This window comes from Streptomyces sp. CNT360 (assembly GCF_000424785.1).
This window is the reverse complement of sequence record NZ_AUKO01000002.1, coordinates 444,810-466,803: the sequence shown is the minus strand read 5'-3', so window position 1 is coordinate 466,803 and position 21,994 is coordinate 444,810. Positions and strand designations below refer to the sequence as shown.

Sequence of the window (21,994 nt, the reverse complement as noted above, 5' to 3'; positions counted from 1 at the left end):
ACCCGAGGCCCCATACGTCCCTGCGCGCCGGCCCGGCACGGATGTCCGGCTCGGGCCGTTCCGACGCGGCCGTCCGGCCTGGACGTATGCGGATGCCTGCCGGGTCGCCTCGACTGCATGGGTGTATTCATGCTGGAGGGAGAGTGAATGGACGTCAATACATCCGGGTGAAACCTGTGTGACAGGTGGGGCGAAAGTTTCGATGGGCTCTGCCGATGATGTCCCCACGACGGCCCAGCGAGGGCGGCAGGGGGCCCGGTTGTGTCCAGAGCATGGCCGGGTTCTGCTCACCGGGTGCTCACCGCCCGCGATGACCCGTAGGCTAGGAGAAGCCGTCCCGGCAGCTTCCCCCGTGGCTGCCGGGACGGCTTCGTGCTGCGCGGACGGCGGCCCCCGGAAGGGGAGTCCGCCGAGCGGGAACGACACGCGAGAGGGGGCGCACCCGTCAAGGTGCGCCCCCTCTTCGCGCGGAGATCCGGGGCCGGTTCGGGCCGGGGCCGCCGTTAGCCCTTGAGCTCCGCCTGCGGCGACAGAGCGGTGATCTGAAGGCGGCCGTTGTCCACCCACTCCGGGAACTTCAGCGTCTTGTGGTCCGTGTTGGCCGGCGGAGTGACCTGAAGGTATGCGGCGTGCCGGGCGTCGGAGGTGCCTTCGTTGGCGTGCGTCCACGAGACGACGGCTTCGGCGCTCTCGCCGTTGCCCAGGGTGAGGGTCTTCTTGCCGGGGTCGCCCGCGTACCAGGTGTCGCCCCACTGCACGGACGAGGACAGCGTCCGGTGCCCGGAGTTCTCCAGGCCCAGTCCGGGGTAGCCGCGCAGGGCGCAGGAGTGGCCGCTGGTGTTCTTCAGCTTGAGTACCACGCCCTGGTGGTTCATCCCGCCCGCGAGCTTCTGCCCGAACGAGGCGGTCAGTCCGGAGGTGGTACAGGTGGGCACCGAGGTGTTCCCGGCTGCCTGGGCCGTCCCGGCCCCGGCGACCCCTGTCCCGGCGGCGGCGAGGAGAGCCAGCCCCGCCCCGGCGGCGCGCCTGGCGATTCGTCCCCGCGCTGCGCTGGTGCTGCGGTGATTCCGCTCATTCATGATCGTCCGCTCCCGTTCTCGGTAGGGCGCTTTGCCTCGTACAGAAGGTGGGATGCGCACACGGAGCGAAAAGTTCACCGCAGAGGTGGTCGATTCCGGACGTCTGGGCCCGTCCGGAACCGATGTCGGGGTACGTGCGCAACTGCGGAGGGGAGCCGCCCGGAAGCGATGCCGGGGTCCGCTCGGAACGTGCGGGCCGCTCCCGTCCGGAACTTGGGCCGTGGCCGGGCCGGGCGCGCTGTCACTCGCGCTCGCGTGCGGACCGTCGGGTGTCCCGCGGCCGGGTGTCCTCGTCCGTGGGAGAGGGCGGAACCGGATCCGGTGCCGGACCGGGTTCCGGTCCAGGAGTCGGCGGTTGGGGACGCGGCGGCACCGGGTCCGGTTCCGGTGCGGGCGGTTTCGGCGGGACCGGGTCGGGCCCGGGCGGAGGCGCGGGACCGGGGCCGGGGCCCGGCTCGGGGCCGGGCGGTCCGGGACCGGGGCCGGGAGTGGGCGGTGTCGGCTCCCGTGCGGACGGCTGGGTGGCTGCGCCCTCCTCCGGCCGGAGGTGCGACTGGGCTTCCGGCTCCGGCTCGGGTGTCGGATGCGGCGGTGGTGTCTCGTGCGGTTCGGACATGGCACTGAAAGGTGATCGAGGGGAGGGGTGCGCCGCAGCTCGCGTCGGGGGTTTTCGGACCTTCGGTGCGCGACCCGTTCCGGACAGCGGACCGGTCGCCGACGACGGACTCCGCGACCTGGTGGTCGCCCGGAGCCTCTCCCCGGCGCGGCTTGTGGAGCGTTTCGATGTCTGTTCCTCGGGTAACCAGGGCCCTCGGCACGAAACACCTGGTCACAGGGGGTTGGTCGGCTGCGGGAAGCCTCCTCTCCGCGGCGCCGAGGGCTTCGAGGGCCGAGCGTGCAAGCGGGTCGCAACCGGGGACCCCGGGGCTTGACCGGCCACCACGGTGGTAGCCCTGTGGCGCGATTCCAACCGCGCCAGCTGTGTCACCGTTCGGAAGATCACTTCGTCCGGCAGCGCGGCCGACAGCGCCTCGCCGGACCGCTTCGCACATGTCACCCGGCGCGTGTGCCGGGCCCGGCCCGGGACGGGTCGGCGCAGCACCCGACCAGGCCCGGCACCGCCTCGGCCGGCGCCCCACGCCTCGATGCGTACATCAGCGGTGGGCGGCACCGCCCGGTGCCCGCCCCGAACCTCTCGCCCCTCCCGTCTCGTGCGCCTGTCCTCCCCGCTCCCGCCGGTCATCGCCGTCGCCCGCCCTCCGTCCCGTGCCCCCGAGGGTGCGCCGTCGTGTGGCATCCCGGCCGGGACGCCCGTTCGACGCCGCAGCTCGACGGTGCTCGGGGGAGGGCCGCGGCGTGACCCGGATCAACGTGTTGACGAGATGGTCCATGGCGTCGGCACCCGGGGTGTCGGTCAGGTTGGAGAGCAGCCGCACCATGAAGCGCATCGCCGCGGGGGACCTGACGGCGTGCTGGGTTACCAGCGAGGTGAAGGCGGGGCGTGCCATCAGGGCGGAGAAACCACGGCCGAGCCGGTAGTACCGTCCCAGCCGGTGCGCCATTTCGGACGGGTACCGTTCCAATGCGCGTTCCCGGGCGGGGCCCTCGGGCCTGGCCAGGGCCTGTGCCGTCACTTCGGCGGCGAGTTCCGCGGACTCCATGGCGTAGGTGATGCCTTCACCGTTGCACGGGTTGACCATGCCGCCCGCGTCACCGATCAGCAGGAGGCCCCCGCGGTAGTGGGGGAGCCGGTTGAAGCCCATGGGGAGGGCCGCTCCGCGCAGCGGACCGTCGGCGTTCCCGGTGTCCGCCAGACCCCACTCGGCGGGGGTGCGGGCCAGCCAGGTGTCGAGGAGGCGCCGGGTCTCCATGGAGCCGGTGCGGGAGTCGTTGAGGACGCCGAGACCGACGTTGACCCGCCCGTCGCCCAGCGGGAAGATCCAACTGTAGCCGGGGAGCACGCGGCCGTCCTCGCGGCGCAGGTCGAGCCAGGATTCCAGGTAGGGATCCAGGTGTCTGGCGGGGGAGCGGAAGTAGCGTCGGACGGCCGTGCCCACGGGCCGCTTCCTGAGCCGCTCGATACCCACCGCGACGGCGAGACGTCCGGCCACCCCGTCGGCGGCGATCACCACGGGCGCGGTGAAGGTCTGCGGTCGGCCGTCGGGTCCGCTCGCCTCGACGCCGACGACCCGCCCGGCGCGGTCCAGCACCGGCCCGGTGACCCGGGTTCCGGTGTGCAGCCGGGCCCGGGCGGACTCGGCGTGCCGGGCCAGGAGCTGGTCGAAGTCCTCACGGGTACGGGTGAGGCCGTAGCCGGGGAAGGTGCCGCTCTGCGGCCAGTCGAGCTCCAGGGTCCGGCCGCGGGAGACGAAACGCAGGCCGCGGTTGCGCGCCCAGCCGGGCCCTGCCGTGTCGATGCCCATGCGGATCAACTGGCGTACCGCTCGCGGCGTCAGGCCGTCCCCGCAGACCTTCTCCCGGGGGAAGCGGGACTTCTCCAGCAGCGTCACCGCCAGCCCCTGACGCGCCAGATGGTAGGCGGCCGTGGAGCCACCCGGCCCTGCGCCCACCACGACGACCTGGGCGTCCGTCACCGCCTGCGGGCTCATGCCCCGACCACCCGGAGCTCCAGGGTGGAGGCCGACGCGTCGGGTTCGGCGGGACGGACCGCATGGTGCAGGGCGACGATGCCGCCGGTGAGGTTCCGCCAGGCGACCCGCGACCATCCGCAGTCGGCGATCATACGGGCGAGCCGCGGCTGGTCGTACCAGGCGCGGATGGTGTCCGACAGATAGGTGTAGGCGTCCGGGTTGCTCGACACCCGGCGGGCGACGCGCGGCAGACCACGCATCAGGTATCGCAGGTAGACGGTGCGGAACGGGCTCCATGCGGGGTGGCTGAACTCGCATACCACCAGCCGTCCGCCGGGCCGCACCACCCTGGCCATCTCGCGTAGGGCCGCCGGTACGTCGACCACGTTGCGCAGCCCGAAGACGATGGTCACCGCGTCGAACTCCGCGTCCGCGAACGGCAGGGACAGCGCGTCCCCCACGCGGAGCGTGACCGGCCGGTGCGCGCCGCGGCGCACCATGCCGGGGGAGCGGTCGATGCCCACCACGGTGGCGCCCGAGCGGGCGAGGGCTTCGGTGGAGACGCCGGTGCCGCAGGCGACGTCCAGACAGCGTTCCCCGGGGCGCAGCGCGAGCGCCTCGCGGGTGCGGGTGCGCCACATCCGGTCCCGGCCCGCCGACAGGAGGGTGTTGGTCAGGTCGTAGCGCCGCGCTGCCTGGTCGAACATCGCGGAGACGTCGTCGGGTCGTTTGGCGAGGGTCGCTCTCGGCACGGGTACTCCCGGGGCAGTGCGGGCGGTGGGCGTCAGAGGTTTCCGCGCAGTTCCTGTTCGCGTTCGACGGCTTCGAACAGGGCCTTGAAGTTGCCCTTTCCGAAGCCCTCGCTGCCGTGCCGCTCGATCAGCTCGACGAAGAAAGTCGGCCGGTCCACCAGCGGGCGGGTGAAGATCTGGAGCAGGTAGCCGTCCTCGTCGCGGTCCACGAGGATCCCCCGGGACCGCAGCTCGTCGATGCCGACGCGGACCGAGCCGATCCGGGAGCGCAGCACCGGGTCGTCGTAGTACGTGTGCGGAGTGGCCAGGAAGTCGATGCCCTCGGCGCGCAGCGCGTCCGTGGCGGCGAGGATGTCGTCGGTCTCCAGGGCGATGTGCTGGGTGCCGGGGCCCCGGTGGTAGGCGAGGTACTCGTCGATCTGGGAGCGGCGCTCGCCGGGGGCCGGCTCGTTCAGCGGGAGCTTGACCTTCTGGGAGCCGTCCGTGACGACCTTGCTCATCAGGGCCGAGTAGGTGGTCGCGATGTCGTCGCCGACGAATTCGGCCATCGTGCCGAATCCCATCGTGCGCCGGTAGAAGTCGACCCAGTCGTCCAGCAGGCCCAGCTCGACACAACCCACCACGTGGTCCACCCGGTGGAAGAGGCGTGGGCCCGCGGGGCGGGGCCCGCCCGGGGCGGGGGAGTGGAAGCCGGGCAGGAAGGGCCCCCGATAGGAGGAGCGCTCCACAAGGGTGTGGCGCAGTTCGCCGTAGGTGGCGATGGCCGCGGTGCGGACCGCCCCGCACTCGTCCTCGCTCTTCTCCGGTTCCTGGAGCACCCGAGCGCCCGCGCGTTGCGCGTAGGCCAGACCTTCGTCCAGGTTCTGGACCTGCAAGGCGATGTCGCTGACACCGTCGCCGTGGAGGGCGGCCCAACGGGTGGCAGGGCTGTCGGGTTCCCCGCCGCCGGTCACCACGAAGCGCACGGAGCCCGAGGTCAGCACGTACTCGGCGTGCCCGTGCGGCGAGCTCTCCGGGCGCCGGCACGCGGTCAGCTCCATGCCGAAGGCCGAGACGTAGAAGTGGGCGGCCTGTCGCGCGTTGCCCACGCACAGCCTGATGTGGTCGATCCCGACGATGTCCCAGGGGCGGGCCGCGCCGTCCCGGCGCGCGGTGGTGCGGGTGGCCGGTTCACCGGCGTCGGGCGTCGTCGTCTCAAGTGCCGTTGGCTTCATGGTGGCTTCCCCGGGTCGGCAGCAGCGCTATCACTATATGTATCCATGTTATGCCTATAGTGCCTATTGACCGACTTGTGTCGTTTCGCCGATCCGTCTCCGTACGCCATACCGGCAACGCGCCGAACGGCAAGAGGGAAGCCCATGACCATCCCCACGATGACCACCTCGTCGAACCCGGCGGCGGCCCTGGACGCCGCACAGCCGGGCGAGCTGACCATGGATCGGCTGTCGCTCCTGCTCTTCGGCCACGCGGCGTTCCAGTACCTCAACGCCGCCTGCGAGCTGAAGCTGCTCGACCTGCTCATGGAGCGGGGACCGCTGACCCGGGACGAGATCAGGGCGGAACTCGGACTGGCCGAACGGGCCGCCGACATCCTGCTGCTGGGCTGCACCTCACTCGGGCTCACACGCAAGGAGGAGGACCGCTACGGGACGGCGCCGCTGATCGAGTCGCTGGCCGAGCACGGCACCTGGGACAAGCTCAAGGACACCGTCGCCTTCGAGCAGCACATCGTCTACCCCGGCCAGGCCGACTTCGTCGAGTCGCTGCGGGAGAACTCCAACGTGGGACTGCGGCGCATCCCGGGCGACCACCCCGACCTGTACCACCGCTTCAGCCACCACCCCCACCTGGAGAAGGTGTTCTACCGGTACATGCGCTCGTGGTCGCAGCTCGCCAACGAGCACCTTGTGAGCGCCCTCGACCTGACCGGCGCCACCCGGCTGCTCGACTGCGGTGGCGGCGACGCCGTCAATGCGCTCGCTCTCGTCCAGCACCACCCCGGCCTGGAGGCGACCGTACTGGAGATCCCCTCCTCGGCGGCCATGACGGAGAAGAAGATCACCGAAGCCGGGCTGCGTGACCGCGTCACCGTGGTGCCGTGCGACATGTTCACCGACACCTTCCCTGCCGCCAACGACGTGGTGCTCTTCGCCCACCAGTTGGTCATCTGGACGCCGGAGGAGAACACCGCGCTGCTCCGCAAGGCCCACCAGGCCCTCAACCCCGGCGGGCGCGTCGTGCTCTTCAGCTCGATGTCGAACGACGAGGGCGACGGCCCCGTGGTGGCGGCCCTGGACAGCGTCTACTTCGCCTCGCTGCCGGCCGAGGGAGGGATGATCTACCCCTGGCGGCTGCACGAGCAGTGCCTGCGGGAGGCCGGGTTCACCGCGATGCGGCGTATCGAGGTACCCGGCTGGACGCCGCACGGCATCATCGTCGCCACCAAGCAGGACACATGAGCCGTGCGGGTCGCCCCGGCGGCGGGCCGGCCGTGCATGCGGACGGCGCCTCGGCGGCAGGTGGTGCGGCGGCGGAAGGCGAGGGGGCGGGCGCTCCCTGTGCGGCCCCCGGCTCGTTCGCGGCCTTTCTCAAGCTGGCGCGGGTCAAGTTCCTCTTCCAGAGCATGATGGTGACCGGCTTCGGTGTCGCGCTCGCCGTCCATGCGACCGGCACCTTCTCGCCGGGCCGGTACCTGGTGACGCTGGCCTTCGCCTGGTCGACGCACCTGATGACCCACTTCTGCAACGAGTACTTCGACCTGGAGGCCGACCGGGCGAACCCGCGGCCCACGGCCTGGACCGGCGGCAGCCGCGTTCTCGTCGAGGGCCTTCTCGCCCCGGCCACCAGCATCGGGGCCGCGTTCGTCCTGCTGTTCACCTCGCTGGTGCTCATCGCCACGATGCCGACGCTGCCGGCGCGGCTGCTGGCCTGCGCGCTGACCGCCCTCGCCTGGTTCTACACGGCACCGCCGTTCCGGCTGAACTACCGCGCCTTGGGAGAGCTGACCTGCGCGGCCGTGCTGTACGCGATGGGGCCCCTCCTCGCCGCCGTCCTGCAGGCCGGACATCTGACCCCGCTGCTGCTGTGGTGCACCGGTTTCGTCGCCGCCCTCCAGGTGCTGCGCTGCTTGATCATGAACCTGGCCGACATCGAGGGCGACGCCCTCGTGGGCAAGGCCACCCTCGCCGGTGTGCTCGGGCCCCGCCGTCTGACGCAGGTCTACGCCGCCGGTCAGACCGTCCTGTACGCCGGGGTGGTGACGCTCGCTGCCGTGCACGTCCTTCCCTGGGTGGTGGCTCTCGCCCAACTGCTGGTCGCCCCGGTCGCCTGCCTGGTGGTGCGCGGTCTGCTCACCGGCGCGATGGGCGAGCAGGGCCGCGCCGGCGGCGTCACCTTCCTGGCGTCCGTGCACCTGCCGCTCACCACCTGCGCGACCATCCTCGGGCTGCTCGCCGACGGGGCGCTGAACGGGCGTACCGCACCTCCGCTCTGGTCCGCACTCGCAGGCGGCACCGCACTGCTGTTCGCGGTATGGCTGTACCGGGCGGTGCGCTCCGCCCGTCGACCGGCCGCCCCCGACGGCACCGCCGCACCCGGACATGCCGCCGCCCCCGGTCGTGCCGTCCCGCAGCTCGGGTCCGGAGCCCCGGAACGCCCCGCCCAGGAAGCGTCCGCGCGGGCGCCGCAGGAGGCGCCGGGTGCGGGACGCCGAACAGTCGGACGCCGCGCACCGCTCAGGTCTCACGAGACGGAGGAAGCCGTCATGTCCGGGGATCCGCTGCCCGAGGAGCACGAGGCGCGATGACTGCGGCGCCGAACCGGACGGACACGTCGGACCCCACGGATCCGGCGGACAGCGCCCACCGCATCGCTGTGACGGCCTGTCAGCGGGCGCAGGCGCGCACCGAGCCGGCACTGCGAGCGGCCGTCGACCGGCTGCCCCCGCAGCTCGCCCGGATGAACGGCTACCACCTCGGCTGGTGGGGCCCCGACGGGCAGCCGCCGGCCCAGGCCGCCACCGGCAAGGCCGTCCGGCCCGCACTGGCCTGTCTCGCCGCCGAGGCCCTCGGCGCTCCTCCCGCGGCCGCCGTCCCCGGGGCCGCCGCCGTGGAACTCGTCCACAACTTCGCCCTCATCCACGACGACATCATGGACAAGGACGCGACCCGCCGGGGCCGGTCCACGCTGTGGCAGCAGTACGGCACCGGGTCCGCGCTGCTGGCCGGCGACGGCCTCCAGGTCCTCGCCGCCGACGTGCTGACGACACCGCGCACGACCCGGGCCACCTGGGCGGTCACCCTGCTGGTGCGGGCCATGCTCCTCACCCTCCACGGCCAGGCCTCCGACCACGGCTTCGCCCGGTCCCCCTGGAGCGGGCCCGGCGCCGTGACCCTCGCCGACTACCGCCGGACGGCCGCCGCCAAGACGGGCGGACTGCTCGCGGGTGCCACCGCGCTCGGCGCCCTGCTGGCCGGCGGCGGGGCACGGGAGGTCGCACGGTTCGCCCTCTTCGGGCGCCGGCTCGGTGTGGCCTTCCAGTGCGCCGACGACGTGATCGGCCTGTGGGGCGAACCGGCCAGGACGGGCAAGCCGGTCGGCTCCGATCTGCTGGAGGGACGCAAGACCCTGCCCGTCCTGGTAGCTCTGCACTCCGGCACCGACCCAGGCCAGCGTCTGCGCGCCCTGCTGCCGCCCCCGCAAGGGCAGCTCAGCCCGGACGACCTGGACACCGCCCTGGAACTCACCGAGGCCGCCGGCGGCAGGGCCGCGGCCGAGGCGGAAGCGCGCCGCCAGCAGGAAGCGGCTCTCGCCGTGGTCGCCGGTCTGCCGATGTCCGGTGCCGTCCGCACCCGGCTGCTCGCCCTGACCGACTACATGACGAGCAGGGAGACGTGAGGGCCGGCCGGACGGCCGCACCCGCTCGCCGGGCACCCCGCCTTACCGGCTCCCTCACCGGCCGACTGCGCGGACTGTGGCGCGGCACCGGAGCCGACCTGCCCCGCGGGGACCCGCTCCCCTCCCACCAGGCGCCCATGGAGGGCTACCTGTGGCGCTTCACGGACCCGACCAAGGGCAGGGTGCTGCTGATCGCGTGCGGTGTCAGCAACCAGCCCCGGCACCCCTGGGCCACCGTCGTCGTCGCCGCCCACCCCTCCGGGCTGGTGCGCTCGGCCAGCGTGGACGGTGCCTGGGCGGACACCACCGCCTACCGGATCACCGCGCCCCCCGCCTTCCGTCTCGCCGGGCACCGGATGCGCGTCCGTATCGGGGACTCCGTCGGCATCACGTGCGCGCTGCGGCCGGTGCGTTCCTGGCCCGCGGGACGCGTGCTGCACGGCAGCGGACTCTTCTCCCTCGCCCCCGGGCTCAACCACTACTGGCACCCCCACCTCTTCGGCGCGGCGGTGGAGGGGACCGCGCACGTCGGCGGTGAGAGCTGGGACCTGTCCGGCTGCCACGTCTACGCCGAGAAGTCCTGGGGCCGTGGCTTCCCGCCCGCCTGGTGGTGGGGACAGGCCCACGGCTCCGACCGCCCCGACCTGTGCGTCGCGTTCGCGGGCGGCCTCCTGGGCCGGGGTGCCCTCACCGTGCCGGTGGGCGGTCTCGTCGTCCGTCTCGGCGACGAGGTGATCAGCCTCGTCCCGCCCGTCGCCGCCGTACGCGGTGCCGTGCGGGAGGGCCGGTGGCACGTCCGCGCACGTTCCCCGCGCCACCAGGTGGAGATGACCGGCACCGCCCTGAGCGACGAACCACTCCGCCTCCCCGTCCCCCTGCTCGAACGCCACCGGTTCGGCCATTCCCTCCACCACCTCGCCGGACGGCTGCACGTGCGCGTCCGGCGGGACGGACGGCTCCTCTACAGCGGCACCAGTGACCTGGCCAGCCTGGAGACCGGAGGGCCCAGGGGCGTCGGCACGCGCTGACGGGCGGGCCTCTCCCACGGCCTCGGGCGGACGGACCAGGTCCCTGCCCTGGGGCGCCCCGGGGCACCCGTCGAGAGGCGGTCTCACCCGTGCGGAGCGGCCGTGCTCTCCCGTACCAGCAACTGCGGCAGCGGCACCTGGACGGTGCGGGCCGGGGAGCCGTCCAGCAGGCGGGTCAGCTCCTCGGCGGCGCTGCGTCCGAAAGCGATCGGGTCCCGCGCGAGCGCCGTCAGCCACGGGTGGACCATGCGGCAGAGCACCGAGTCCTCCCACGAGACGATCGACAGGTCGCCCGGCACCGACAGCCCGCGCTCGGTGGCCGCGGCGACCCCGGCCGCAGCCATCACGTCGTTGTCGTAGACGACGGCGGTCGGCGGGCGGCCCTCGTCGAGCAGGTGACGGGTCGCCGCCCCACCTTCCGCATCCGAGTAGTCGGTGGTCACGGACCGAGCGTGCGGTACGCCCCGGCGCTGTGCCTCGGTGCGCAGCGAGGCGATGCGGCGCTCGGTGTGCGCCAGCCCCGGCAGGCCCGCGACGTGCACGATGTCGCGGTGCCCCAACGCGTGGAGGTGCGCGACGACCGAGGCCATGGCCCCCGCGTCGTCGGCCGAGACGGCGGAGAGGCGGGGCAGCGTCTCGGTGCCGCCGATGGCGACCGCGGGCAGCCCGAGCGACTCCAGCAGGTCCGGCCTCGGGTCGTCCGCTCGCGGATCGACCAGCAGGACGCCGTCCACCCTGTGCTCGGCCCACCAGTGGCGGTACATCGCGCACTCCGCCGCCACGTCCTCCACCACCTGGAAGAGCAGGCCCAGACGGCGCCCGGCCAGTACCTGCTGGATGCCGGAGATGAGCTGGAGGAAGAACGACTCGACGCCCAGCATCCGTGCGGGGCGCGCCAGCACCAGCCCGATGGTGGCGGACCCTTCGCCCGACAGCGCCCGAGCCGCCGTGCTGGGGCGCCATCCCACCTGCTCGGCCACCCGCCGCACCCGCGCGCGCGTGGCCTCCGAGACGCCCGGCCGGCCGTTGAGCGCGAACGACACGGCGCTCTCGGAGACGCCGCTTTGCAGCGCGATGTCCTTGATGGTCGGCCGACGCACGGGAGACCCCGGACCCCCCTTGCGGCCCGGGTTCTTCGCCGCCCCCGCGGCCGGTCGTCCCGCGGTCCCGCCGCCAGGGGTACCGCGCGCCGCTTCCTCGGCCCCCGCCGTCCCCGTGCTTACCGCGTCCGCGGAGTCCACTGCAGCTCGCCGCCCCTCGTGTCCGTGCCGTCGCCCTGTGAGGGCCGCAACAGCCTCCCCCTCCCGCGTCGTTGTGGCAACTCGCGGCCGTCCGGGCACCGGCCACCGCATCTTCGCCCCTCGGTACCGGTGTCAGCTAAAGCGCTATAGTCCAGTCACGCTAAAGCGCTTTAGTTGAGCGGCGCAAGTGTTGACCGGAACTCTTGACTTTCTCTTACGGGCCGTGCAGCTTATCCCTCGGCGCCGACGCCTGACATCGATGTCAGCGCCCCTCGGGGGGAGTTGTCCCCTCCCGCCTGCTCGAAGGAGAGCCGTTCGCCGTGCGCAAGTCCCGTGAAGCCGTGCGCAGTACGTCCCGCGCAGCCGCCCTCGCCCTTGCCGCAGCCCTTGTGCTGTCCGCGTGCACCGTGGGCACGCAGAACGTGGACACCGGCAGTGCCGAGGGCGAGGTGCGCGGCACGGTCACCTTTCAGACCTGGAGCCTGCGGGCCGCCTACCGTGGCTATTTCGAGAAGCTGATCGGCGACTTCGAGAAGAAGTATCCGGGCACGCACGTCAAGTGGGTCGATCAGCCCGCCGAGGGCTACGCCGACAAGATCAGTGCGGACGCGGCGGGCGGCACCCTGCCCGACGTCGTCAACGTCTCTCCCGACCTGGCGGCACCCCTGGCAAAGGCCCACCTCGCCCTGGACCTCGACAAGGCGGCTCCGCAGTACCGGGACGAGTACCTGCCCGCCGCCTGGAAGAGCACCCGGATACCGGGGATGAAGGGCACCTACGCCTTCCCCTGGTACCTCAACACCGGGCCGCTCTTCTACAACAAGCGCCTGTTCGAGAAGGCGGGTCTCGACCCGGACGACCCGCCCCGCACCTACGACGAACTCTTCGACGACGCGCTGACGCTGGCCGAGCGCAGCGGCGGGAAGATCGCGACGCTGGCGAACGTGCCCACCATCGAGGACTTCGGGCGCTACGGCGTACCGCTGATGAACGCGGCGGGTACCGCCTTCACGTTCGACGGGCCGAAGGGCGTCGAACTGCTGGAGCGCTACAGGAAACTGCACCGCGCCGGAGCCCTCGACGCGCAGGCGTTCACCTCCACGCCGGAGCAGGCCGGGCGGAAGTTCATGCAGCAGTCGGTCGCCATGAACCCGGGCAGCGCACTGGACCTCGACAAGTTCAAGAAGGACGCCCCGAGCCTGTACCGGCACATCGGGATCACCGACGCGCCGAACAACACCGGGCACCCGAACATGTACGTACAGGGCCTGATGGTCAACGCCGCGGGCGACAACAAGGCCACGGCGGTGGCGTTCGCCCACTTCGTGACCGACGCCCGGAACCAGACGGAATTCGCCCACGAGACCACTGTCTTCCCCAGCACCGAGGGCGCGCTGGAGACGAAGTTCTTCACCGAGCAGGACGGCACCGACAAGACGCGGGTGCGTGTCGCCTCCGCCGCGTCGCTGGAGAAGGCCGTCAACTACACCCCGGTACTGCTGAGCGACGACATGAAGACGGTTCTGCAGAACGCCGTCACCCGGGCGCTGCGCGGTGACGAGCCGCCCGAGAAGGCGCTGCACCGTGCCGCCGAGGAATGCAACCGCCTGCTGAAACTCGGCTGAGTCACGTCAGGGAAAGCCGAGTCGAGCAGGGCCGAGCCGAAGGACCAGGAACCCGTCATGACGACCGCCGCCACCGCACCACCCGGGGCAGCGCCCGAACCGGCGCCGCTCCGCCGGGTGCGCAGACATCTGCCCGCCAGCCCGTGGCTTTTCCTCGCGCCCGGCCTGCTGGCCGTCACCGCGTTCAGCCTCGCCCCGTTCCTGCTGACGGTGGGCAACTCCTTCACGGACAACCGGACGCTGGTGCCCGGCGGTTTCGTGGGGCTCGCCAACTTCCGTGAGCTCCTGGGCGACGAGATGTTCTGGACCGGTCTGCGCAACAGCAGCCTGTACGTGCTGGTGACCGTGCCCTTGCTGGTGCTGCTCCCGCTGCTGCTGGCGATGCTGGTACGGCGCCACATACCGGGGATCACCTTCTTCCGCGCGGCCTTCTACACCCCGGTCGTCGCCTCGGTCGTGGTCGTCGGGCTGATCTGGTCGTGGCTACTGGACGACCGGGGGCTGGTGAACGGAATCCTTGAGGCGCTGGGTGCCGGACCCGTGGGTTTCCTCAGCGACTCCTGGCTGCTGCTGCTCAGCGCCATGCTGCTGACGGTCTGGAAGGGCCTCGGCTACTACATGATCATTTACCTGGCGGCGCTGACCAACGTCCCCCGCGAGCTCCACGAGGCCGCCGCGGTCGACGGCGCGGGCCCCGTCCGCCGCTTCGTGAGCGTCACCGTGCCGGCGCTCCGCAACACCATGGTGCTGGTGGGCGCCCTCTCCTCGGTCAGCGCGTTCAAGGTCTTCTCCGAGGTCTACCTCCTCGCCGGCGAGAACGGCGGGCCCGCGGGCGAGGACACCACCCTGGTGCAACTGGTCCAGCAGGTCGGCACCGGCCTGAACGGACGCGTCGGCTACGCCTCGGCGCTCTCCGTCGTCGTCTTCGTCATCACACTCGGCCTGATGCTGCTGGTGCTGCGGGCCAACCGGAAGGAGGAGGCGTGAGGGGAGCCGTCACCACCGGTCCGGTACCGCGCGCCCGCACGGGCCCGGACGAAGGGGCCCGTCGGCCGCACCGTACGCCCGCCGGGGGCTCGCGTGCTCCGGTCGGTGACGACGGGAGACGCCCGCCCGTATGGCAGACCGTGCTGCGCTACGTCCTGCTGCTGGCGGTGTTCGCCCTCATGGCGGGGCCGTTCCTGTGGCAGCTCTCCACGTCCCTCAAGGGACCCGGTGAGGACCTCTACAGCTACCCGCCGAAGCTCCTGCCCTCGCACGCCACGCTCGACAACTACGCGGGCGTCGCGAAGATCATCCCCGTGTGGGACTACGCCCTCAACTCCCTCACGGTGGCCGTCGCCAGCGTCCTGACCAACCTGGTGGGCGCCTCGCTGGCGGGCTACGCGCTCGCCCGGCTGCGCTTCCGGGGCCGGGGGGCCGCCGTGGTGGTCTTCGTCATGGCGATGCTCGTCCCGCTGGAGAGCATCATCATCGCCCAGTTCACCATGGCGCGGGCGCTGCATCTGAACAACACCCTGCTCGGGGTGCTGCTGCCCGGCGCGGTGGGAGCCATGAACGTGCTGCTGATGCGCAACGCCTTCTCCCACCTGCCGTACGAGGTGGAGGAGGCGGCCCTCGTCGACGGGGCCAACGTGTGGCAGCGGTTCGTGCGGATCGCGCTGCCCTCCGTCAAGGGCACCCTGGCCGTCGTCGCGATCTTCGCCTTCATGGCGGCCTGGGACGACTTCCTGTGGCCGTTGATCGTGCTGAGCGACCCGGCCAACTTCACCCTCACCGTCGGACTCAACTACCTGCACGGCACCTTCGCCGACGACCAGCGGCTGGTGGCGGCCGGGACCATCATCGCCGTGGCGCCGCTGATCGTGATGTTCGCCTGCCTCCAGCGCTACTTCTTCCGCGGCGTCGGCGAGGGCGCCGTCAAGGGCTGACCCCGCCGCCGGCACACGCGCCCGCTGTCCGCTCGACCGCCCTCTACCCCAGGAACCGCACCCCACGATGGCCACTGCCCCCACGCCCGCACCCACCGGGACGCCGCGCTTCGGCGTCAACTACACCCCCTCCCGCGACTGGTTCCACCACTGGCTGGACTTCGATCTCGACGCAGTCCGCACCGACCTCGACGCGATCGCCTCCCTCGGCCTCGACCACATCCGCGTCTTCCCGCTGTGGCCGCTCTTCCAGCCCAACCGTGCCGTCGTGCGGCCCCGCGCCGTCGAGCAGTTGGTGCAGCTCGTCGACGCCGCCGGTGAGCGCGGCCTCGACGTCGACGTGGACGGGCTGCAGGGCCACCTGTCCAGCTTCGACTTCCTGCCCGCCTGGACCGGCACCTGGCACCGCCGCAACCTGTTCACCGACCCGGACGTCGTCGAGGGGGAGGCCACCTATCTGCGCACCCTGGCCGCCGCCCTGGCCGACCGGCCGCACTTCCTCGGCATGACCGTCGGCAACGAGATCAACCAGTTCTCCGGTGACCCGCACCCGGACCCGGACCGCATCAGTCAGGAGCAGGCCGCACGGTGGCTGCGCCGCATGCTGCGGGCCTGCCAGGAGGGCGCCCCGGACAAGTGGCACCTGCACGCCGAGTACGACGCGGCCTGGTACCTGGACGGGCACCCCTTCACGCCCGCGCACGCCGCCCGCCTGGGCGCGGCGACCGCCGTCCACTCGTGGGTCTTCAACGGCACCGCCCAGCGGTACGGACACGACGGCGTCGCCACCGAGCACCACGCCGCCTACCTGATCGAGCTGTCCAAGGCGTGGGCCGAGGACCCGCACCGGCCGGTGTGGCTCCAGGAGGTCGGAGCACCCGCGCCGCACGTCCCGGCCGAGCACGCCGCCGCGTTCACCCGCGCCACCGTCGAGGCCGCGCTCGACTGCACGGACGTGTGGGGCGTCACCTGGTGGTGCTCGCACGACGTGCCGCGCCGGCTCGCGGACTTCCCCGAACTGGAGTACTCCCTGGGCCTGTTCACCGAGGACCAGCGCCCCAAGCCCGCCGCCCGCGCCCTGGCGGAGGCCGCCCGTGAGTACCGGGCCACCCCGCGGCCGCCGGCGCCCCGCACCACCGCTCTTGTTCTCGACGCCCACCCCGAAGGCCCGGAGGGGAGCGAGGGGGCGGAGGGCGCCCGGCCCGGCAGATCCGTGTGCGCGCCCGGCGGTTCCTTCTTCGATGCCTTCGCCCGGCTGACCGCCCGTGGGATACGCCCCGCCGTGGTGCTCGCCGAACGCGCCGGGGACGCCGCGCACCTGTCCGCACGCGGCATCACCGAACTGGTCACCGTCGAGCAGACGGCTGCACGGACCGCCGCACCGACCACGGAGGAGCACACATGAGACGCCGCACGGTTCTCGGCTCGGCCAGCACGGCCGCCACCGCCCTCCTCGGCCCGCTCGCGGTGCCGGCTCCCGGACGGGCCGCCTCCCGCCGTGCCGCATCCGCTTCTGCCCCGGCGGGTGGCGCGGCCGGACAGCCGTACGCCTCCTACTGGTTCCCCGACACGCTTCCCTCCGGCTCGCCCGGCGAGGGCGTCGTGTGGCGGAGCCTGAAGAACTGGCGGCCCGAGGAGGACGAGGACCTCCCCTTCAACAGGGCTTCCGTCCCGCTGGCCCCGCGCTTCACCCCCGTCGCCGCCAACACCTCGGCCAAGGACGGGCAGGCCCGCATCAGCGCACTGGTCTCCTTCGGCCACACGGCGGGCAACCCCTCGCAGGGCGGTACGGGCGCCGGCTGCGCCGACTACTACGCCCTCACCCAGTGGGGGTACCTGGACGAGCTGGTCTTCTGGGGCGGGTCGGCGGGGGAGGGGCTGATCCTCGCCCCCAACGCCCCGGTCGTCGACGCCGCCCACCGCAACGGTGTGCCCGTCCTCGGCACCGTCTTCCTGCCGCCCGTCGGCCACGGCGGCGTACTGCGCTGGACCCGGGACCTGGTGCAGCGGGACGCCGCGGGCCGCTACCCACTGGCGGAACAGCTCGCCGAGGTGGCCGTCGCCCACGGCTTCGACGGCTGGTTCGTCAACGCCGAGACAGCGGGCGGCGACGCGGAACTGGCCGGGCACATGCACGGCTTCCTGCGTCGGATGCGGACCCTGTCCGACGCCCATGACCTCCGCCTGACCTGGTACGACGCGCTCGACCGAGAGGGCGAGGTGGGCTGGCAGGGCGCGTTGAACGAGCGCAACCGGGAGTTCTTCCAGGACGCACGGGGCAAGGTCAGCGACTCGATGTTCCTGGACTTCCGGTGGACGGCGAAGAAGCTGGCCGCCTCCGGGCGGCTTGCCGAGGATCTCGGCAGGGACCGCTACGCGCTCCAGGCCGGCGTCGACGTCGAGGAGCGGGGCTGGGCAGCCGACGTCGACTGGGACGCCGTCGTGCCCGCCGACGGCCCGCACACCGTCAGCATCGGCTTCTACCGCCCGGAGTGGACCCTCACCCACCTGACCGACGACGAGCGCACCCCGCAGCGTTTCCACGCGGAAGACGAGCGGTTCTGGACGGGCCGGGCGCTGGACCCCACGGGTGCCGCCCGCTCCCAAGACGGGTGGCGGGCACCGGCAGCCGTCGTCGCGGACCGGTCCACCCTCGACGCCCTCCCGTTCGCCACCACCTTCAACACCGGGCACGGGCTGCGCTGGTACGAGGAGGGCCGGGTGACCTCCGCGGCGGAGTGGAACCACCTCGGCCTGCAGGACCGGCTGCCCGCCCGGCGCTGGTCCCTCACGACGACCGGGGCCCGGCCGACGGTCCGCTTCGACTTCGCCGACGCCTGGTGCGGCGGCAGCAGCCTGCTGGTCGCGGGCCGGCCCGGCGCGCCGGTGACGGTCGAGCTCTTCGCCACCCGCCTGCCCGTCGGCCCGCACACCACCTGCTCCCTCACCCACCGCGCCGCCGACGGTTCGACGGACGTCACCGTCGAACTGGCCGTCGCGTTCGCGGAGCCCGCTCGTCCCGGCGCCCCGGTGCCCTGGACCTATCTGCCCGCGGGGACCGCCAGGAGCGGCGGCACGGGCTGGACCACCGCGACCGTCCGCCTCGGGCCCCACCTGGCCGGAGCCTGGGGACGTACCGTCCGGGCGCTGGGAGTACGGCTCACCCCCAGCGGTGAGGCACCCGGCGGGCCGGCCTGCGAGGTCGACTGGCGGCTGGGAGCCCTCGCCGTCCGTGACGGACGAACGGCCCCTCCTGCTGCGCCCCGCGCGCTGCGGGTCACCGGCGCCGCCCCGGACGGCGACGGCACCACCGGGCTGCGCTTCCGCTGGCAGCCGTCTCCCGGCGACGTACGCCACTACGCGCTGCACCGCGTACTTCCCGACGGCACCCGGCGCTTCCTCGGCGCCACCCCGCAGCACGCCTTCTTCGTCCCCGGGCTCCGTCCCGAACAGGGCGAGGAGGCCGCCCGGTTCACGTTGCACGCGGTGGGGGAGCTGTACACCCACTCGTCTTCCGCCGCTTCCACCAGCCACCCTTGGTGAGTCAGCCACGCCTGGCAAGCCGGCCGCTTCCGGCCGGTCCGACCGGAACCCCTCACGGAGAGCAGCACTCATGCACGACGACCGCGCACTGACCGAAGGCCGCCTCAAGCGGGTCCTCGACGAACGCATCCGCCCCGCCGTCCATTCCGCCTCCGTGCCGCTCGACGTCACGGTCTGGCACGCGCCCGACGAGCCCGTCCCGGTCGCCGAGGGCCTGGCCGCCGAGCACGCCCCGATCGCCGTCGGGGACAAGTGGGGGGCGCCGTGGGGCACGAGCTGGTTCCGGGTGACCGGCACCGTGCCCGCCGACTGGGCCGGCCGCACCGTGGAAGCCCTGCTCGACCTCGGGTTCGACGAGAACATGCCGGGCTTCCAGTGCGAGGGCCTGGTCCACCGCCCCGACGGCTCACCGGTGAAGGGCCTCAACCCGTGCAACCAGTGGGTACGCGTCGCCGAGAGCGCGGTCGGCGGTGAGACGGTCGACCTGCACATCGAGGCCGCCTCCAACCCGGTCATCCTCGACTACCACCCCTTCCTCCCCACCGAACTGGGCGACAAGGAGACCGCGGGCAGCGAGCCTCAGTACACGCTGGCCCGGATGGACCTGGGGGTCTTCGAGGAGACCGTCTGGGAGCTGGTGATGGACCTGGAGGTCCTCGGCGAACTCATGCCTCAGCTGCCGTCCGACGGCGCCCGGCGCTGGGAGATCCTGCGCGCGGTCGAGCGCGCACTGGACGCCCTGGACCTGCAGGACGTGCCCGGCACCGCCGCCGCTGCCCGCGCCTGCCTCACCGAGGTCCTCAGCGCCCCCGCGCGTGCCTCCGCACACCGCATCAGTGCCGTCGGCCACGCGCACATCGACTCCGCCTGGCTGTGGCCGCTGCGCGAGACGGTACGCAAGGTGGCCCGCACCACCGCCAACATGACCGCGCTGCTGGAGGACGAGCCCGACTTCGTCTACACCATGTCGCAGGCCCAGCAGTACGCCTGGATCAAGGAGCACCGCCCGGAGGTCTACGCCAAGGTGAAGAAGGCCGTGGCCGAGGGCCGGTTCGTGCCGGCCGGCGGGATGTGGGTGGAGTCCGACACCAACATGCCGGGCTCCGAGGCGATGGCGCGCCAGTTCGTGCACGGCAAGCGGTTCTTCCTGGACGAGTTCGGCATCGAGAACGACGAGGCCTGGCTGCCCGACACCTTCGGCTTCGCAGCCGGGCTCCCGCAGATCATCAAGGCCGCCGGCTCCAAGTGGCTGCTCACCCAGAAGATCTCCTGGAGCCAGCTCAACTCCTTCCCGCACCACACCTTCTCCTGGGAGGGCATCGACGGCACCCGCATCTTCACGCACTTCCCGCCCGTGGACACCTACAACTGCGCCATGAAGGGCTCGGAGATCGCCCACGCCGCGCGGAACTTCAAGGACAAGGGCCGTGCCACCCGCTCGCTCGCGCCCACCGGGTACGGCGACGGCGGCGGCGGAACCACCCGCGAGATGGTCGCCAAGGCCGCCCGCATGCGGAACCTGGAGGGCTCGGCCACCGTCGCATGGGAGAGCCCGGCGGAGTTCTTCGCCAAGGCCGAGGCCGAGTACCCCGACCCGCCGGTATGGGCCGGAGAGCTGTACCTGGAGCTGCACCGGGCGACCCTCACCAGCCAGGCCAGGACCAAGCAGGGCAACCGGCGCAGCGAACACCTGCTGCGGGAGGCGGAACTGTGGGCAGCCACCGCGGCCGTACGGACCGGCCACCCCTACCCGTACGAGCGGCTGGACCGCCTGTGGAAGACGGTGCTTCTCCACCAGTTCCACGACATCCTGCCCGGCTCCTCCATCGCCTGGGTGCACCGGGAGGCGGCGGAGACCTACGCGCGGGTCGCCGCCGAACTGACCGAGATCGTCGAGGCGGCCCAGCGTGCCCTCGCGTCCGGCACCGGCACCGACAGTGGCGGCACGCGGATCGCGTTCAACGCCTCTCCGCACGCCCGCGACGGCATCCCGGCCGGCGGTGCGGCGCCTCTCACCACGCCCGCGGGGGCCGTCACCGCCACCACCCGGGACGGCGGGGGTTTCGTGCTCGACAACGGGCTGCTGCGGGTGGAGATCGACGCGCGCGGACTGGTCGTCTCCGCCTACGACCTGGCGGCGCGCCGGGAGGCGGTCGCGCCGGGGCAGGCGGCGAACCTGCTCCAGCTCCACCCCGACTTCCCCAACATGTGGGATGCCTGGGACGTGGACGCCTTCTACCGCAATACCGTCACCGACCTCACGGACGTGGACGAGGTCACCCTGGACGAGGAGCCGGCGCGCCCCGGGCGGGCCGCCGAGGCCTCGGTGCGGGTCACCCGTACCTTCGGCGCCTCGCGTGCGGTGCAGGTGCTCACCCTGGCGGCCGGTGCCCGGCGGCTGGACGTCGACACCGAGGTCGACTGGCACGAGACGGAGAAGTTCCTCAAGGCGGCCTTCCCCCTCGACCTGCACACCGACCGGTACGCCTCGGAGACGCAGTTCGGCCATTTCCACCGCCCCACGCACACCAACACGAGCTGGGACGCGGCCAAGTTCGAGGCCTGCAACCACCGTTTCGTCCATCTTGCGGAGCCCGGCTGGGGCGCCGCGCTGGTCACCGACTCCACCTACGGGCACGACGTCACCCGCGCCGCCCGCACGGCAGCGGACGGCACCTCCTCGGCCGGCGGCACCACCACGACCGTGCGGCTCTCGCTGTTGCGCGCCCCCCGGTTCCCCGACCCGCGCACCGACCAGGGACTCCACCGCTTCCGCTACGCCCTGCTGCCCGGTGCCACCATCGGCGACGCGGTACGCGAGGGCTGGCACATCAACCTGCCCGTGCGCGAGACCGAAGGCGGCGCCGAGGTGGCACCACTGGTGACCCTCGACAACGACGCGGTCGTCGTCAGCGCCGTCAAGCTCGCCGACGACGGGAGCGGGGACGTGGTGGTGCGCTTCCACGAGTCGCACGGCGGCCGCGCCCCGGTGCGCCTGGCGGCCGGCTTCCCCTTCGCCGAGGTGACCGCCTGCGACCTGCTGGAGCGGCCGCTGCCCGGCGGTCAGGAGACGGCGCGGGCCACGGCCGACGGTGACGTGGAGCTGTCCCTGCGCCCGTTCGAGCTGGTGACGCTGCGCTTCTCCGGGGAGGCCGCCCGCAACTGACCACCCGGCACGGCCCCCGGCCAGGAAATCCCCGGTGCTGAATTGCGGCCGGGGATTTCCTTGGCTAGATTGGTTGTTTCTGTGTGCACACAGAAAAAGGGCCCCGAAAACGGAGCCCTGAATACATTCGAAAGACTAGCGG

15 protein-coding genes are annotated in these 21,994 nt (G+C 72.4%); 10 read left to right on the top strand and 5 right to left on the bottom strand.

Annotated features, from left to right (window positions below):
* Positions 1-503 precede the first annotated feature (503 nt).
* From H297_RS0106535 to hppD, 4 genes are all read right to left on the bottom strand, one after another.
* Entirely contained in the window at positions 504-1,079 is a 576-nt protein-coding gene (locus H297_RS0106535) for a DUF4232 domain-containing protein (RefSeq protein ID WP_027736378.1), read from the bottom strand.
* Between the two features lie 1,154 nt (positions 1,080-2,233).
* The gene (locus H297_RS34920) at positions 2,234-3,688 is read right to left on the bottom strand and encodes a geranylgeranyl reductase family protein (RefSeq protein ID WP_078513792.1); all 1,455 of its coding nucleotides are present in this window, start codon (positions 3,686-3,688) and stop codon (positions 2,234-2,236) included.
* A complete protein-coding gene (locus tag H297_RS34915; RefSeq protein ID WP_078513791.1) occupies positions 3,685-4,422 on the bottom strand; it encodes a demethylmenaquinone methyltransferase in 738 nt (245 codons plus the stop codon). Before H297_RS34915 ends, H297_RS34920 begins: the two co-directional genes overlap by 4 nt.
* Positions 4,423-4,454: 32 nt before the next feature.
* Positions 4,455-5,636: a 4-hydroxyphenylpyruvate dioxygenase gene (gene hppD, locus H297_RS0106520; protein ID WP_027736377.1), complete on the bottom strand. Its 1,182-nt coding sequence runs from the start codon at positions 5,634-5,636 to the stop codon at positions 4,455-4,457.
* A 144-nt stretch (positions 5,637-5,780) separates the two neighbouring features.
* On the opposite strand from hppD, the gene H297_RS0106515 reads away from it, so the two are divergent.
* The 4 genes from H297_RS0106515 to H297_RS34900 are packed head-to-tail and all read left to right on the top strand — an operon-like array spanning position 5,781 to position 10,346.
* Complete coding sequence (locus tag H297_RS0106515) at positions 5,781-6,881, top strand: methyltransferase (protein ID WP_027736376.1); 1,101 nt, start codon at positions 5,781-5,783, stop codon at positions 6,879-6,881.
* Positions 6,878-8,227, top strand: a complete 1,350-nt coding sequence (locus tag H297_RS34910; protein ID WP_078513790.1) for a prenyltransferase — start codon at positions 6,878-6,880, stop codon at positions 8,225-8,227. Before H297_RS0106515 ends, H297_RS34910 begins: the two co-directional genes overlap by 4 nt.
* On the top strand, positions 8,224-9,318 hold the full coding sequence (locus H297_RS34905) for a polyprenyl synthetase family protein (protein WP_037793022.1): 1,095 nt from the start codon (positions 8,224-8,226) through the stop codon (positions 9,316-9,318). The genes H297_RS34910 and H297_RS34905 overlap by 4 nt, the downstream gene beginning before the upstream one ends.
* Positions 9,315-10,346 (top strand): tocopherol cyclase family protein, encoded by a 1,032-nt coding sequence (locus tag H297_RS34900; protein ID WP_051351595.1) that lies wholly within the window; start codon positions 9,315-9,317, stop codon positions 10,344-10,346. The genes H297_RS34905 and H297_RS34900 overlap by 4 nt, the downstream gene beginning before the upstream one ends.
* 83 nt (positions 10,347-10,429) lie before the next feature.
* Here the strand turns inward: H297_RS34900 and H297_RS0106495 are convergent, their stop codons facing one another.
* Positions 10,430-11,446: a LacI family DNA-binding transcriptional regulator gene (locus H297_RS0106495; protein WP_027736375.1), complete on the bottom strand. Its 1,017-nt coding sequence runs from the start codon at positions 11,444-11,446 to the stop codon at positions 10,430-10,432.
* Between the two features lie 482 nt (positions 11,447-11,928).
* On the opposite strand from H297_RS0106495, the gene H297_RS0106490 reads away from it, so the two are divergent.
* The 6 genes from H297_RS0106490 to H297_RS0106465 all read left to right on the top strand — a co-directional run bounded on the left by H297_RS0106490 (position 11,929) and on the right by H297_RS0106465 (position 21,852).
* Positions 11,929-13,212 (top strand): ABC transporter substrate-binding protein, encoded by a 1,284-nt coding sequence (locus H297_RS0106490; protein ID WP_027736374.1) that lies wholly within the window; start codon positions 11,929-11,931, stop codon positions 13,210-13,212.
* A gap of 57 nt (positions 13,213-13,269) precedes the next feature.
* Positions 13,270-14,199: a carbohydrate ABC transporter permease gene (locus tag H297_RS0106485; RefSeq protein WP_027736373.1), complete on the top strand. Its 930-nt coding sequence runs from the start codon at positions 13,270-13,272 to the stop codon at positions 14,197-14,199.
* Entirely contained in the window at positions 14,196-15,143 is a 948-nt protein-coding gene (locus H297_RS34895; protein ID WP_078513789.1) for a carbohydrate ABC transporter permease, read from the top strand. Before H297_RS0106485 ends, H297_RS34895 begins: the two co-directional genes overlap by 4 nt.
* 67 nt (positions 15,144-15,210) lie before the next feature.
* Entirely contained in the window at positions 15,211-16,548 is a 1,338-nt protein-coding gene (locus H297_RS0106475) for a hypothetical protein (RefSeq protein WP_027736372.1), read from the top strand.
* Positions 16,545-18,686: an endo-beta-N-acetylglucosaminidase gene (locus H297_RS0106470; protein WP_027736371.1), complete on the top strand. Its 2,142-nt coding sequence runs from the start codon at positions 16,545-16,547 to the stop codon at positions 18,684-18,686. The genes H297_RS0106475 and H297_RS0106470 overlap by 4 nt, the downstream gene beginning before the upstream one ends.
* 70 nt (positions 18,687-18,756) lie before the next feature.
* The gene (locus tag H297_RS0106465; protein WP_027736370.1) at positions 18,757-21,852 is read left to right on the top strand and encodes a glycoside hydrolase family 38 N-terminal domain-containing protein; all 3,096 of its coding nucleotides are present in this window, start codon (positions 18,757-18,759) and stop codon (positions 21,850-21,852) included.
* The last annotated feature ends 142 nt before the right edge of the window (positions 21,853-21,994 follow it).

What these genes read in the sequence shown, in the direction of transcription:
- H297_RS0106535 (WP_027736378.1), bottom strand. Translation starts at nt 1,079, where the DNA reads ATGAATGAGCGGAATCACCGCAGCACCAGCGCAGCGCGGGGACGAATC.
- H297_RS34920 (WP_078513792.1), bottom strand. Translation starts at nt 3,688, where the DNA reads ATGAGCCCGCAGGCGGTGACGGACGCCCAGGTCGTCGTGGTGGGCGCA.
- hppD (WP_027736377.1), bottom strand. Translation starts at nt 5,636, where the DNA reads ATGAAGCCAACGGCACTTGAGACGACGACGCCCGACGCCGGTGAACCG.
- H297_RS0106515 (WP_027736376.1), top strand. Translation starts at nt 5,781, where the DNA reads ATGACCATCCCCACGATGACCACCTCGTCGAACCCGGCGGCGGCCCTG.
- H297_RS34910 (WP_078513790.1), top strand. Translation starts at nt 6,878, where the DNA reads ATGAGCCGTGCGGGTCGCCCCGGCGGCGGGCCGGCCGTGCATGCGGAC.
- H297_RS34905 (WP_037793022.1), top strand. Translation starts at nt 8,224, where the DNA reads ATGACTGCGGCGCCGAACCGGACGGACACGTCGGACCCCACGGATCCG.
- H297_RS0106485 (WP_027736373.1), top strand. Translation starts at nt 13,270, where the DNA reads ATGACGACCGCCGCCACCGCACCACCCGGGGCAGCGCCCGAACCGGCG.
- H297_RS0106475 (WP_027736372.1), top strand. Translation starts at nt 15,211, where the DNA reads ATGGCCACTGCCCCCACGCCCGCACCCACCGGGACGCCGCGCTTCGGC.
- H297_RS0106470 (WP_027736371.1), top strand. Translation starts at nt 16,545, where the DNA reads ATGAGACGCCGCACGGTTCTCGGCTCGGCCAGCACGGCCGCCACCGCC.
- H297_RS0106465 (WP_027736370.1), top strand. Translation starts at nt 18,757, where the DNA reads ATGCACGACGACCGCGCACTGACCGAAGGCCGCCTCAAGCGGGTCCTC.